Origin of the sequence: Chryseobacterium shigense (assembly GCF_900156575.1) — a bacterium.
GTDB classification, from domain to species: domain Bacteria; phylum Bacteroidota; class Bacteroidia; order Flavobacteriales; family Weeksellaceae; genus Chryseobacterium; species Chryseobacterium shigense.
Genome location: NZ_FTNY01000004.1, coordinates 306,575 through 321,648 on the forward strand (window position 1 = coordinate 306,575; position 15,074 = coordinate 321,648).

General features: G+C 39.7%; 12 protein-coding genes. 8 read left to right on the forward strand and 4 right to left on the reverse strand.

What is annotated here, in order from left to right; translation table 11 throughout:
* The first annotated feature begins 105 nt into the window (after positions 1-105).
* Positions 106-792 (forward strand): DUF4290 domain-containing protein, encoded by a 687-nt coding sequence (locus tag BW964_RS14950; RefSeq protein ID WP_076508365.1) that lies wholly within the window; start codon positions 106-108, stop codon positions 790-792.
* Positions 792-2,099 carry a UDP-N-acetylglucosamine 1-carboxyvinyltransferase gene (murA, locus tag BW964_RS14955; protein ID WP_076508366.1) on the forward strand — a complete coding sequence of 436 codons (1,308 nt, stop codon included), beginning with the start codon at positions 792-794 and terminating at the stop codon, positions 2,097-2,099. Before BW964_RS14950 ends, murA begins: the two co-directional genes overlap by 1 nt.
* A gap of 74 nt (positions 2,100-2,173) precedes the next feature.
* Here the strand turns inward: murA and BW964_RS14960 are convergent, their stop codons facing one another.
* The 4 genes from BW964_RS14960 to BW964_RS14975 form a co-directional block, all read right to left on the reverse strand.
* On the reverse strand, positions 2,174-4,099 hold the full coding sequence (locus BW964_RS14960) for a DUF2207 domain-containing protein (protein WP_076508368.1): 1,926 nt from the start codon (positions 4,097-4,099) through the stop codon (positions 2,174-2,176).
* 3 nt (positions 4,100-4,102) lie between these two features.
* Entirely contained in the window at positions 4,103-4,651 is a 549-nt protein-coding gene (locus BW964_RS14965) for a LemA family protein (RefSeq protein WP_076508370.1), read from the reverse strand.
* Between the two features lie 229 nt (positions 4,652-4,880).
* Positions 4,881-5,198, reverse strand: coding sequence for an NIL domain-containing protein (locus BW964_RS14970; RefSeq protein WP_228431969.1), 318 nt, complete (start codon positions 5,196-5,198; stop codon positions 4,881-4,883).
* A gap of 255 nt (positions 5,199-5,453) precedes the next feature.
* Positions 5,454-6,122: a YiiX/YebB-like N1pC/P60 family cysteine hydrolase gene (locus BW964_RS14975; RefSeq protein WP_084175901.1), complete on the reverse strand. Its 669-nt coding sequence runs from the start codon at positions 6,120-6,122 to the stop codon at positions 5,454-5,456.
* Positions 6,123-6,225: 103 nt separating this feature from the next.
* Between BW964_RS14975 and BW964_RS14980 the strand changes: the two genes are divergently transcribed.
* From BW964_RS14980 to BW964_RS15005, 6 genes are all read left to right on the forward strand, one after another.
* The gene (locus BW964_RS14980; RefSeq protein WP_076508371.1) at positions 6,226-6,930 is read left to right on the forward strand and encodes a response regulator transcription factor; all 705 of its coding nucleotides are present in this window, start codon (positions 6,226-6,228) and stop codon (positions 6,928-6,930) included.
* A 9-nt stretch (positions 6,931-6,939) separates the two neighbouring features.
* The gene (locus BW964_RS14985; protein WP_076508373.1) at positions 6,940-8,292 is read left to right on the forward strand and encodes a sensor histidine kinase; all 1,353 of its coding nucleotides are present in this window, start codon (positions 6,940-6,942) and stop codon (positions 8,290-8,292) included.
* Positions 8,293-8,614: 322 nt separating this feature from the next.
* Positions 8,615-9,310 (forward strand): MgtC/SapB family protein, encoded by a 696-nt coding sequence (locus BW964_RS14990; protein WP_076508374.1) that lies wholly within the window; start codon positions 8,615-8,617, stop codon positions 9,308-9,310.
* A gap of 61 nt (positions 9,311-9,371) precedes the next feature.
* Positions 9,372-10,466 carry an efflux RND transporter periplasmic adaptor subunit gene (locus BW964_RS14995; RefSeq protein ID WP_076508376.1) on the forward strand — a complete coding sequence of 365 codons (1,095 nt, stop codon included), beginning with the start codon at positions 9,372-9,374 and terminating at the stop codon, positions 10,464-10,466.
* Positions 10,467-10,534: 68 nt separating this feature from the next.
* Entirely contained in the window at positions 10,535-13,630 is a 3,096-nt protein-coding gene (locus BW964_RS15000; RefSeq protein WP_076508377.1) for an efflux RND transporter permease subunit, read from the forward strand.
* Positions 13,620-14,879 (forward strand): TolC family protein, encoded by a 1,260-nt coding sequence (locus tag BW964_RS15005; RefSeq protein ID WP_076508379.1) that lies wholly within the window; start codon positions 13,620-13,622, stop codon positions 14,877-14,879. The genes BW964_RS15000 and BW964_RS15005 overlap by 11 nt, the downstream gene beginning before the upstream one ends.
* Positions 14,880-15,074: the final 195 nt, after the last annotated feature.

The following is a 15,074-nucleotide window of genomic DNA, read 5'->3' on the forward strand; positions in this document are numbered from 1 at the left end:
CACGAAAAGATCCCCGGAAAAGACTGCATAAAATTTTCATTAAAAAATCATAAACTTTTAATATTTTCAAAACAATTTTTCTTTTAATCCATATATTTGCATATTATGGAATATAACACCCAAAGAACTCAGCTTCATATGCCGGAATATGGCAGAATCATACAGCAGTTGGTTGAACGCTGCAAGGAACTCCCTACCAAAGAGGAAAGGAGTGAAATGGCAATGGCTATTATCGATTTTATGGGTCAGAGAAACCCTCAACTCCGTGACGAAGACAATTATAAACATAAACTTTGGGATCATCTTTTCATTTTAGCAGAATATGATCTTGATGTAGAATCCCCATATCCTTTCCCTACCAGAGAACAATTGGCAGAAAAGCCTAAAAGAATGGAATACCCTAAACTTCAGGGAGATTTTAAGTTTTACGGGAAAAGTATCCTTCAACTGATTGAAAAAGCCATCGAACTTGAACCGGGTGACGAAAAGGAAGCCCTGATCGAGGTGATCGCCAACAACATGAAGAAGTCTTACAATGTATATAATAAGGAACATGTAACGGATGATGTTATTTTCCGTCACCTTAAAGAGTTGTCTGAAAACAGGCTGGACCTTACGGGAATAGAATCTCTTGAGAAGAGCAAAATCTATTATACCACCAACAACAATAGCAGAAACAACAGCAACAACGGACGAAACAACAGCAATAGCAATAACAATAGCAATAAGAACCAAACTAATACAAATAAAAGAAGGCATAATAACAACAACAACCATAAAAACAGAAAGTAATGAGTGGAACATTTCAGATAAGGGGAGGAAAAAAACTGCATGGGGAAATAACTCCACAAGGGGCAAAAAATGAAGCTTTACAAATTTTATGTGCTGTCCTGTTAACCGATGAGGAGGTAAGAATTAAAAATATTCCTGATATCCACGACGTCAACAGGCTGATCGAAATTCTTGGTGATTTCGGAGTAAAAGTAACCAAAAACGGCCAGGGCGATTTCACATTCAAAGCCGATAAGGTCAATTTCGATTATATAAAATCAGACGAATTTAAAAAAGACGGTGCTAAACTGAGAGGGTCCATTATGCTGATGGGTCCGATGCTTGCCCGCTACGGTGAAGCCTATATGCCGACTCCGGGAGGTGATAAGATAGGAAGAAGAAGGTTGGATACGCATTTCCAGGGACTGGTAGAACTTGGAGCAGAATTCAATTATGATGAAGAGGAATATTTCTATTCTTTAAAAGCGAAAGAACTGAGAGGGAAATTTATCCTTCTTGAGGAAGCTTCCGTCACCGGAACTGCGAATATCGTAATGGCAGCAGCCCTTGCTAAAGGAAAAACAAGAATTTATAACGCTGCGTGCGAACCTTATCTTCAGCAACTTTGTAAGATGCTGAACAGAATGGGAGCCAATATTTCCGGAATCGGGTCCAACCTGGTAACGATTGAAGGGGTAGAATATCTTCACGGTACGGAGCATACGATGCTTCCGGATATGGTAGAGATCGGATCATGGATCGGCCTTGCTGCTATGACAAAATCTGAAATTACCATCAAGAATGTCAACTGGAGCCAGCTTGGCGTAATTCCCAATACATTCAGAAAATTAGGAATTCAGCTTGAACAGAGCAATGACGATATCTTTATTCCTGCTCAGGAAAATTATAAGATCCAAAAGTTTATCGACGGATCTATTCTTACCATTTCAGACGCTCCATGGCCAGGATTTACACCGGATTTATTATCGATTATTCTGGTAGTCGCTACCCAAGCGAAAGGTAGTCTTTTGGTTCACCAGAAGATGTTTGAATCCAGATTATTCTTTGTGGATAAACTGATCGATATGGGGGCACAGATTATTTTATGTGATCCGCACAGAGCGACAGTAATCGGATTGAACCAGGAAGCTCCGTTGAGAGGAACCACTATGGTTTCTCCTGATATCAGAGCCGGAAACGCCCTTCTTATCGCGGCACTTTCTGCAGAAGGAAAATCTATCATCCACAATATCGAGCAAATCGACAGAGGATACGAAAATATTGACGGAAGACTGAAAGCAATTGGTGCTGACATTGAAAGAATTTAAAAATACATTGTATTCCAATAAAAAAGCGTTCAAAATTAATTTTTGAACGCTTTTATTTTTTTTTGATTCATCGGTTACCAGCCGCCTCCGCCTCCACCGCCTCCGCCACCGCCGGAGAATCCACCTCCACCGGATCCACTGCCGGAACTTGAAGGTTGGGTAGATGCAGACTGTATAGAATGGGTAAGACTGGAGTTCAGCGTATGGGCAAATGCATAATGGTTCATCACGCCTCCGTAATACCAGGTATTGTTATATTCCATTGATGTTTTTTTCAGCAGATCATCAAATTTCTGACCCCAGATCTGATCCACTCCCATCACCATCGCAAAAGGAAGAAGGGTTTCGAAAACCTGGGGAGTCATCTGCGGAGGATTATGGAATTTCAGCTGCTCATTTTCGGCTGCTCCCATATACATTTTGAAACCGTCTATCAATGATTTTTTTCTCAGCTTTTCTTTCGATGGCTGTTTGATCAAATACTGATACAGCACCATCACCGAAAAAGCCAGAGCAAGAAAAATATAACACACACTGAAACTGATACTTGCATCATCTGTCCCTTCCTGAGAAATAATCCCTACTATTCCTAAAATAATACTGATGGGGATAGGAATCAGGAACAGAAGCTTCCATGATAGTTTATTCGCTAAAAAGGCTATCAAAACAAATGCAATAAAAAGAACAATATATAAAAGTCCTCCGGCAAGTACTCTTTCAAACTCAGGCAGTATGGTGTAACTTATATACAAGCCCAAGCCATACGCCAGCGTAATGATAAGCCATGGGAGTAATAATTTCTTTGTATTATTTCCTTCATTTAAAAAGTCTTCATGCTGGAATTTCAGTGTTTCTTTGAAATTGAGAACTGCTTTTTCAATTTTCGAATTATATTTTCCGTCAAACTTTACAGCATTTTCAGCCTCTGAAAAAAGGCTGTTCATGAGGTTTATTTCTTCTTTGGAAAGGGATTCATCTGCCGGTTTGAGTTTTTGCAGCGTAAAAGTTTTGGTATTAAAAAGTCCCAGCAGACGGGAGTCTTCACCTTCAATGATTTTCACATACCCTTTGACGGCAAGATTGACAACGGCCGCAGTAAGGTAATTATTCTTAAAACTTTCGGAATTGATATAACCGAGAGAAGACGGTGAAAGATTTTCGGGAACATTGAACTGTGGATAAACCGTTGGGGTTTCAGGATCAATCCCATATTTTCGCCAGGTCGAATACAAATACAGTAACAGAATCAAAAACAGGATACACCCACCCATCAGAATTCCATATTTTTCAAGGAAAGTCGGCGGCGGTGGGGGAATCATAAGCCCTTTTTTGAAACCTACTGCAATGGTAAGGCCTTCATTGGGGCGAAGCCCTGCCGCACTCCATTCGATGGAATGCTCAGACAATACCTGAGCTGTACAGTTTTGGCTATTACTGCCGTAAGCTCCGGTATAACAAGAGTTTTGGATAATTCCGGCTCCTTCGGGAAGATTCACTTTAGCAGAAACAGAATCTACATCGAAATCCCAGTACGTTCCGTTTACATTCCAGTAAAATTCATCATACTTCGCAAAAAATCCGATCTGGTTCTGTGCTTTGTATTTTATTTCATAGTCGTAGGTTCCGGGATCCAGGATAATATCTTTATTTCCTGCATATATTTTTAAATAGCCATCTCCTGTCTCTTCATGGTAATTTTCATCGATTCCATTTTTTTTCACAGAGATGATATCGTATTGTACTTTCTGTGTTTTATTATTCAGATTTCTAGATAAAGGAAGTGCCCGAAAAATTCCTCTTTTGATGTTATTTCCGAGACTGTACACCTTAATGTTTTCTGTAACGGTAATTCCCGAATTTTTATCCACATCAATATCGGAATGGAAAGAAATAATTTTTTCCGGTCCGATTATCGACAACTGATCTGCCCTTGCCAATTCATTTTGGGCAAAAGCAATGAAAAAAAACTGAAGAAAGAAAAGTAGTAACCCCTTTTTCATTTCTTAGAATTTTACAGTTGGTACTTCTCTTTCTGCAATATGATCCAGTTCAAAGAAAGACGATTTTTCAAATTTGTACATATTCGCAATGATATTGCTTGGAAAAGATTCAACTAAAGTATTGTTTTCACGCACTGTTCCGTTGTAGTATCTTCTTGCTTTCTCCACATCATTTTCTATGGAAGTAAGTTCGCTTTGAAGTTGCTGAAAATTGGTGTTCGCTTTCAGATCAGGATACTGTTCTGCAACAGCGAATAAATTCATCATCGCCTGATTCAGGTTTTTCTCAGCCGCCTCTTTGGATTGAACAGAATCTGCCCCTACAGCCTGCGTTCTCGCTCTGATTACACTGTCAAGAGTTTCCCGTTCGTGGGTAGCATAGCCTTTCACTGTTTCTACAAGATTGGGAATAAGGTCATGGCGTTTTTTAAGCATCACATCAATACTGCTCCACGCTTCCTGAACCAGATTTCTCAGTTTTACAAGACGGTTGTAGATGGACACTGCGTAAAAAGCAAACGCTGCGATTAAAGCAATAATAACTATACTCATACATTTTTATTTTATATCCATTAAAAGTACTGTTTTTTTGAATCGGAAATAGAAATTTAAGAATAGCCTGGAATTATTTTAATTAAATTTCTTTTAAACCATTAAAAATATTGAATAGATGAAAGCAAAGTCAATCAAAATTTCGATCTTAAAAATTATGGTGATGCCACAAAAAAAAGTATCCGGAAAAACCGAATACTTTCTGTAATTAAAACTATATGAACCTCCCCTAAAAATACTTCCGGCAGTTGTATTCCACCATGGTATTTAAAAGTTTATTTTTATTCAGATAAAACTCCAGCTGCTGGTAGTCTTCTGAATTGACATTAATATACAATTGTACCGAACCAAAACTGTTTCCATTCACATATTCTACATTGGCAGATAACACCCTGTGGCAGATCCCAAACTGATTGTAAATGGTATTCATCAAATGCTCAAATTTCATTTTGCCATTCAATTCTATTTCCAGGATCAGTTCTTTTTTAGGCAGCCCGATTGTATTATTCGGTATTACCTGTAATGTTGGATTAGGTGTAATCATCATTAAACAATTTTTTGGTTAAACATTTTCTAGATCATGATTGCTCTCTTGCGTTAAATCTTTGACAAAAGTATAAAAAATTATTAGTCCACCAAATTAGTGGACTAATAATTTTAAATTTTAACATAATTTTTTTTAAGGGTATAATAGAAGCGAAGTATTTCCCACAAATTACAGGAAGATCACAGAATTTAAAATAAAAAATACCCCTAAAAATCATTCAAATCTTTAGGGGGTTGTATTGTTCTTATCGTTTATTTAGAGTTCTCCTACTCTTTCCAATTTTTCTGAAGCTGCCAATCCATTGGGATTACATCCGGGTTCTCCTTCCGGAACGGCCAGATTTTTCTTTTGATAAAATGTTGTCCAGAATTCATTGGTCTTACCTGTTTTAGGATCAACAAAGGTCATGGGTTCTAATTTAAAAATATGACTCTCACGGAATGCCCTTTCGATATAATCTGAGCAGTAATACGAATTTTCATCCAAAATATAATTGAAATTATAAGGTTTTCCCACCATAGACTCTGCTTTTTTAAGTGCTGTAGGAACAGATTTCTGATATTCAGACTTTAAGCGGTAGATGATTACTTTCTGCCCGTCATCAGACTGGTCTTTAACAAAAGAATGCAGGTCCTGCTTCTGGGAACCTCCTTTTGGAGATGCATGCAGCACATACCAATGATTATTTTCCTTTTCCACAATTCCAATATGATCAAAAGAGGCCTCTTTTTGCTTTTGTGTCACATTATTAATTGCTCCTGACAGTCCTGTTTCTTTTGCCGTGACAAAAAGCAGATCGCCGTTCTTTAATTGGCCTGCTCCGGGTTGAGACGTACAGCTGTGAACCCAAAATAGTACAGCTACTATACTATAAATCAATGGTTTTACAAAGTTCAAAAACGGATCTTTTTTTAATCTAATCATAACACGTCTATCATTAAGCGGTCAAATTTACAAATTGCATTCATTATATGTATGTGAAAATACTTAATTACCTTTGCAACACCAGCAATAAAACCTGACTTCTATGCCTCATATCCTGTTAGTTGAAGATGATAAAAGACTTTCGCAGCTGATTGCGAGAGGAGTAATGGAAAATGATATGGAAGTAAATATTGCTGCCGACGGTGAAACAGCACTCAAACTCACTGAATTAATGGATTTTGATCTTATCATCACTGATATTATCCTTCCCGTTAAAAACGGACTGGAATTCTGCAAGGAAATCAAAGCAGTGAAACCTGAAATTCCGGTTATTATGCTGACTGCATTAGGAACAACCGATGACAAACTGGAAGGTTTTGATTCAGGGGCAGATGATTATCTTACCAAACCCTTTGAAATGAGGGAACTCATGGCGAGAGTCAAAGTTCTGCTTAAAAGATATTCCACCTATCGTCCGGAAACCTCATCTGTACTGCAATACGAAGATATTGAGATGGATTTGAAATTAAAAACCGTCATTCGTGCCGGAAATCCGATCAAACTTACTCCCAAAGAATTCAATCTGATGAAATTCCTGCTTGAAAATCCAGAAAGGGTTCTCTCCCGTCATGAGATCGCAGAAAATGTATGGGAAACTCATTTTGACACAGGCACAAATTTTATTGATGTTTACATTAATTATATCAGAAAAAAAATAGATCGCAGCTTTGACATCAAGCTTATTCATACCAAAGCAGGCATGGGATTTATTTTAAAAAAGGGCTACGAAGACAATTCAAACGCTTAAAGATCCGGCATGAAAGTTAGAACCAGGCTTACTTTATTGTTTACACTAGTAACCGCGATGCTCATTAGTTTTTATGGGTTTGCCATCTACTATTCTTCAAAGGAAGCCAGAGAAACTTCGTTTTACACGGAACTTAAAAGTGAAGCTGTTGCCAAAGCCAATCTCTTTTTCCAGGGAGCGTTGAGTGAAAAGGAAATGCATCAGCTGTATAAAAACAATACCCAGACTCTGAGTGAAGTTCAGGTCGCGATCTATGATTCCCATTTTAATCTTGTATATCATGATGATTCTAAAGTAGATTACGTGAAAGAAACTCCTGAAATGCTTTCAAAAATCTTTAATAGCAAACAGCTTTTCTTCTTTCTGGACGATTTGCAGGTAACAGGAATTGTTTATTCCCATAACGGAAAACAGTATGCAATCACGGCGGCCGCTTATGATCAGTATGGTTATAATTCCATCAATCATTTATTGACCATCAGTATTATTTCATTTATTACTATTCTCGTCCTTATTTATCTCGCAGGTCTTTTTCTTTCTAAAAAAGCCCTCAGTCCTGCTGAGAAAATGGTGGAACAGATTAAAAGGATCAACGCCGGAAAACTGCAACTCCGGTTGGACGAATCTGAAGAAAAAGGAGAGTTTCACGAACTTGAAAAAAACTTCAACCAAATGCTGGAAAGACTGGAGCACTCTTTCAGCACACAAAAACATTTTGTCTCCAATATTTCTCACGAACTCAACACCCCTCTCGCTGCCATGACCGCTGAACTGGAACTGGCTTTAAAGAAAAATTACACCCAGGACGAATATCAAAAAATTATCCTGAATGCATTAACGGATGTGAAAAATATGACCAAGCTTTCCGGAAGTTTAATGGATCTGGCCAAAGCCAGCTATGACCCGGCTGAAATAAGTTTTTCTGAAATCAGAATAGACGAAATCCTGATGGAATCTTACGCCAAGATCAGGAAAGAAAATCCTCAGTATAAAATCAATCTCAACATTGATCCGGAAATTGATGAACAGAAGCTGATTCATACAGGAAATCCTTACCTTCTTCTGGTAGCCTTCAATAACCTGATTGATAATGCCTGTAAATATGCATCAGACAATACCTGTTTTATTGATGTTACAGCTGTATCTGATCACCTTTCCATTAAGTTTATTAATAAAGGATTGCCTGTTTCCGAAAAGGATCAGCAGAATATATTTAAACCCTTCTACAGAGCAGAAAATTCCTTTGACAAAAAAGGATACGGAATAGGCCTCTACCTTACTCAAAAAATCATTAGTCTTCATCATGCTCAAATCCAGATTTCTTCCGGAGAAAACACGACCCACTTTCAAATCATTTTTTAGACAGAAGAGAAAAGATAAAAGATGAAAGATGAAAGAAGATAGATCATAGACGTCACAATTTAAATATAGGTTAATGATATCAGAATACTACCTATATAACCTCCCTCTTCTAACTTCTAATTTATAACTTATAACTTCTCTAATCAAATTCTAATAACATTCTAAACCATCTCTAACAGCTTCTCCCAGCCGTTACACTTACTTTTGCAGCAAAATAATTCCAACTATGGACGCAGATCCTTCCAGTTATTATCAACCATAAGCCTTTTCTGAGCATGCTTTTTCTGTATGCCTGAAAAAGGCCTGCAAAAAAGAAAAAGTTATGAATACATTAGAATTTGCCACCCGCTTACTTGCTGCTCTTATTTTGGGTGCATCCATTGGTTTTGAAAGACAATGGCATCAGAAAAGTGCAGGGCTCAGAACCAATACCCTGGTATGTCTGGGATCGGCAGCATTTGTTTTATTATCTCTCAAAATCGGCGGTGACGCTACGGGTAGAATAGCCTCATATATCGTTAGCGGCATTGGTTTCCTTGGCGGTGGCGTTATCATGAAAGACGGGCTTACCGTACGTGGACTGAACACTGCTGCGACCATCTGGTGCTCTGCCTCTGTAGGTTCCCTGGCTGCTTTGGGATTCGTGACTGAAGCCGGACTGACTGCGGGATTCATCATCCTAACCCATACTCTGCTCCGTCCTCTAGGAAAAACATTAGGCTCCAAGACAATCCGCGCCAGCACTTCCGAATATCTTATTACGATTCAATGCAGAACAGAGATCGAAAACCACGCAAGAGTATTGCTGATGCAGTCTTTCAATTCAACGGATCAGATCCTGTTAAAATCCCTGACCAGCGATGATACTGAAACTCCGGAAAGCATTATTATTTCTGCTGAAGTCTATTCTTCATCACCTCAGGACAACATGATCGAAAAAGCGATCAGCAGGCTCACTCTGGAAGATAAAATCACCAGAGTCAGCTGGGAAATCATCGGAACTGAAAACGATTTATAAACTTAAAACTGAATGTACAATGATTCTAAAAAATGAACCCCTATTGATTAAAATATTCTCAATGAAAGCAGTATTCTTCACTCCCGTTCTTGCCTTTATCATTTCATGCAGCGGTAAGAAGGAAGAACCTCAGCAGAAAGAAAACTTCAGCATCAAGGGAAATCATGTTATCCTGGCAGAAAGCAATCCGGTATTAAAGAAAATCACCACTGAAACGGTTACGGAGCAGCAGTACAGCAAAAGTATCACCTCGGCCGGGACTATAGAAACCATTCCGAATAATTATGCAGAAATAGCCAGTCCATTTTCGGGGCGGGTGATCAGATCTTTTATTAATATCGGGCAAACTGTAAAGGCAGGAAGTCCCATTTTTGAGATTCTTGCCCCCGGATATTCTTCCGTCCGTAAAGATTATTCTGATGCCATAAATGATGTAAGACTTGCAGAAAAAAATTACAAACGTCAGCAAGATCTTGTCAGACACGGTGTAGGCATCCAAAAAGAACTGGAAGAAGCTGAAACTGAATATCAGAATAAGAAAACCTCTCTCTCCAATGCTTCTTCTGCATTGAACGCTTATAACAGCAAGGGATCAGGAGGAACCTACATTATCCAAGCGCCGATCAGTGGAGAAATTATTTCCAATAAGGTGGTTACCGGGCAATATCTGAAAGAAGATTCCGAACCGGTAGTCATCATCGCGGAACTTTCAAAAGTATGGATCACAGGTGCGGTGAAAGAAAAAGACATCCGTTTTATCAGTCCGGGCGACCCTGTATCAGTACAAGTGAACACCTACCCGGATATGGAGATCACCGGAAAGGTTTATCACATCAGTGAACTGGTAGATGAAGATACCCGAAGTATCAAGGTTTTAATCCAATGTGATAATCCGCAGAGAAAATTAAAACCAGGAATGTTTGCCGCTGTCACCTATTCCGCGGGGACAGAAAAAGCAGTGATTATTCCCTCCGGTGCACTGATGCAGCAAGGCGACCGCCAGTATGTCTGGATAAAAACAGGAAGAAATAAATTTACAAAACGTCTCGTTGTTCCCGGTACGACTTCTGAGAAGACAACCAAAATCAATTCAGGGCTTAAACCAGGAGATATCATCATGGCTCAAGGTGGAATTTATATGCCCGAGACAAAATAATACCTCTTTTCATCTTTCCGGAAACGTCTGCTCCGGCAAAACGATTTCCGGACTATTAAATTAATTTTATGAAAAAATTACTCACACTCTCTATACAGAAGAGATGGCTGATGCTTGCCCTTTTCTTACTATTAGGAATTTTCGGATATTATTCATGGACCAAGCTCTCTGTAGAGGCTTATCCAGATATTGCCGACACGACATCGCAGGTGGTGACCCAGGTTCCGGGACTTGCTGCCGAAGAAATAGAACAGCAGATCACGATTCCTTTGGAAAGAGCACTCAACGGTTTGCCGGGAATGCACATCATGAGAAGCAAAAGTACTTTCGGGCTTTCTATCATTACCATGGTTTTTGATGATGGCGTCGATGATTACTGGGCAAGACAGCGCATTCAGGAAAGACTTTCCGAGGCTGAACTTCCTTACAATGCACAGCCGGGCTTAGATCCTCTGACCTCTCCTGTGGGAGAAATTTACCGCTATATTATTGAAGGAAACGGCCAAAGTCTGAGAGAACTGACGGACCTGCAGAATTTCGTCATTATTCCAAGAATCAAACAGGTAACAGGTATCGCAGATGTGACCAATTTTGGAGGAATCACGACCCAGTTTCAGATCGAGCTGGATCCTCAGAAGCTGGATCAATATGGACTTTCTTTATCTGAAGTCACTGAAACGATTACTAAAAACAACAGCAACGCAGGTGGAAGTATGCTCCCAAGAGGTGATCTGGCGTATGTAGTCCGGGGAATAGGATTGATCAAAGACTTAGATGATTTAGGCAAAATTGTGATCAAAACAGAAAAAGGGGTTCCGCTATTTTTGAATGATGTGGGAACTCTGAAGTACGGTAATCTTGAAAGGAAAGGAATTCTGGGGTATACCGATAGAGAAAGAAATTATAATGAAAGTACCGGAGGGATTGTACTCCTGTTAAAAGGCCAGAATCCTTCAGTAGTTCTAAAAGATGTTCATCAGGCTATTGAAGAACTGAACAGCAATATTCTTCCGGCTGGTGTCAAAATCCATCCTTATCTGGACAGAACCGATCTCGTTAATACCACTTTGAGTACAGTCACCCATACTTTAACGGAAGGAATTGTTTTGGTGATCATTATCCTGATTGTATTTTTGGGAAGCTGGAGAGGAGCACTGCTTGTTGCCATTACCATTCCTTTGTCGCTTCTTATTGCATTTATCCTGATGTATTTCACGAATATTCCTGCTAATCTGCTGTCATTAGGCGCAATAGATTTCGGGATCATTGTAGACGGATCGATTGTGATGCTGGAAGTTATTTTAAAAAAGAGAGAAGAAGCTCCGGAAAAGGAACTGGAAGAAAAAACCATCATTCAGAGAGCAACAGAAATCGCAAAACCGATTTTCTTTTCTACCGTCATTATCATTACGGCTTATCTTCCCCTGTTTGCTTTTGAGCGGGTAGAAAAGAAACTCTTTACTCCTATGGCTTTTACGATCGGGTATGCATTGCTTGGGGCACTGGCAGCAGCCCTGATTTTGATTCCCGGGCTTGCCTATGTTATTTACAGAAAGCCCCAGAAGATATTTCATAACCGCTGGCTCGAAAAAATAAGCAGTTTGTATGGTAAAAGAATTGATAAGATCATAAAGGCTCCTAAAAAAATACTGATTCCGGCAGGCATCATCCTTTTTTCCGCAGGACTGCTTTCTTTTATGGTGGGCAAAGACTTCCTTCCGGAACTGGATGAAGGATCTATCTGGCTTCAGGTACAGCTTCCTCCCGGAATTTCATTGGATAAAGCCAGGGAGATGAGTGATTCATTACGTACTCAGACGATGAAGCATTCCGAGGTTACTTATGTAATGGTACAGGCCGGAAGGAATGATGACGGAACAGATCCGTGGACGGCTTCCCATTTTGAAGTTTCTGTAGGCATAAAACCTTACAAAGAATGGGCATCAGGCAAAACCAAAGCGGATCTTATCAAAGAACTGGCTGATGATTATCAAAATATGTCGGGGTTTTCGGTAGGATTTTCACAACCTATGATTGACGGGGTTATGGACAAAATTTCCGGTGCGCACAGTGAACTGGTTGTGAAAGTATACGGTGATGATTTTGACGGAACCAGAAAAATTGCAGAACAGATTCTTTCTACTTTAAAAGCGATTCCGGGATCCGCAGATCTTGCTATTGATCAGGAACCGCCGCTTCCCCAACTTCAGATCATTGCAGACCGGGATAAAATTGCCCGGTACGGACTGAATGTTTCCGATGTGGCAGACCTCATCGAAACAGCTTTGGGCGGAAAGGCTATTTCACAAATCTTCATCGGCAATAAAGTCTATGACATTTCATGCCGGTATGCCGAAAATAGCCGAAATACTCCGGATAAGGTCGGAAATCTTATGCTTTCTTCAGCTTCAGGCGCCAAAATTCCGCTTTCACAAGTAGCTGAGATTAAATTGAGCACGGGAGAAAGTACCATTACCAGAGAAATGAATAAGAGACATCTCACCGTTAAACTGAATTTAAGGGATCGGGATCTTTCCTCCTTCCTGAAAGAAGCGCAGAATACGATTGAAAAAAATATCCGCTACGATCATCAGAAATACCAGATCAAATGGGGCGGACAGTTTGAAAACAAAAACAGGGCTTATTCCCGATTGGCATTCATTGTTCCACTTGCACTGTCTGTGATGTTCTTACTGCTTTACGGAGCCTTCGGAAGCTTCAGACAGGCGCTTGTTCTGATGAGTATTATTCCCCTTGCTTTGTTCGGAGGCATGCTGGCATTGAATGTACGGGGTATGACCTTAAATGTTTCTTCGGCAGTAGGTTTTATTGCCCTGTTCGGAGTAGCAGTACAAAACGGAGTTATTATGGTCTCTCATATCAATACGCTCAGAAAGCAGGGACTTAATTTGAAAACCTCTGTGGTTAGAGGAGCGGAAGATCGTTTCAGACCTGTATTGATGACTGCTTCCGTTGCTGTGATCGGATTATTTCCGGCTTCACTCGCTACGGGAATAGGTTCTGATGTTCAGAGACCTCTGGCTACCGTGATTGTATATGGTTTGATGTTTTCAACGCTGCTTACTTTATTTATCCTGCCGGCGATCTATTATCTCGCAGAATATCATTTTGACAAACAAAAAATAAATTCGAATGAAATCTAACATCATTTTCACCATATCCCTTGGGCTTCTATTTCAAATTCCCCTGAATGCCCAGGAGAAAGAAACTTTAAATTTTGCTTCTTATCTGAATAAGGTCAGAGAAAACAATCTAAGCTATGCTGCCCAAAAATATACTATCAGTATGGCAGAAGCTTCTATCCTGACGGCGGGAATGTTTCCGGATCCCCAGCTGGAAATGGAAACCTCAGATAATGGCGTTTCAAAAAAAATGGGATATACCATCGGAACTTCATTAAGCTGGACTCTGGAACTTGGTCAGAAAAGAAAAGCGAGGATAGAGACCGCAAAAAATCAGGCTGACTATTCTAAGCTTCAGTTACAGGACTTTTTAAGAAATCTGATTGCGGATGCCTCTGTTGGATATATTGAAGCTTTAAAAACAAAAGCGCTCATTGACGTTCAGAAAGATTCTTACCTCAGCATGCATCAACTTGCAAAATCCGACAGCATCAGATACAGGCTGGGGGCCATTTCTCAGGTCACATCCAGGCAAAGCAGACTGGAAGCCTCATCTTTACGGAATGATCTCTATAAGGCAGAAAGCATCAGCAGGCAATCATTATCAGCACTTTCTATATTTCTGGGAAGTGATCAGCAAGAAAAAAACATTAGTGGAAACTTCAAGGCTTTTAACAGAGACTTTAATCCTGAAGATCTTATTTTGGAGGCTGTCAATACCAGATCTGATCTTCTAGCCTCAAAACAGAATATCAATACGGCGACCAGCCTGATTAAGCTTGAAAAGGCAAACCGTGTCATTGATTTGGGATTAAGTTTAGGCGCGGAGCATACGACCTGGGCAACCAATGAAATTGCTCCTTCACCTGCTGTGAACGCCATAAAGCTGGGAGCCAGCATTCCTCTGAAGTTTTCAAACCGAAGAAATGCTGATCTGAAAATCGCAGAAATGGGACGTATGCAGGCAGAAACCGAGTATAAACAGATCGAAAACAGCATCCGCACAGAAGTTATGCAGGCTTATTATCAGTATCAGGCGACACAGAAACAGCTGCAACAATTTGATCACGGAATGCTCTCGGAAGCCAAAAGTATTCTGGATGGCATCATTTATAGTTATCAGAGAGGTGAAAGTTCTATTCTGGAAGTTTTGAATGCACAGAGAACCTATAATGATATCAGACAACGCTATATTGAAACGCTTGCAGATAATGCGGTGGCGCTTATTGAATTGGAGAGAAAAACAGGGATCTGGGATATTGATTTTTGATGATGAGTGTATTTATAGGGTGAGATTTTGGGTGGGTTTTCATTGTTAACCACCCCGTCAAAAATTCTTTGAATTTTTGACACCCCTCCATGGGAGGGGAATGGTCGCAGTTTGAATAGTAAGCTTATTTTCACTTGGGTGTATTATACTGAATAACAATATTTAGTCTTTAATTTAAATAGACTTTCTATGCGA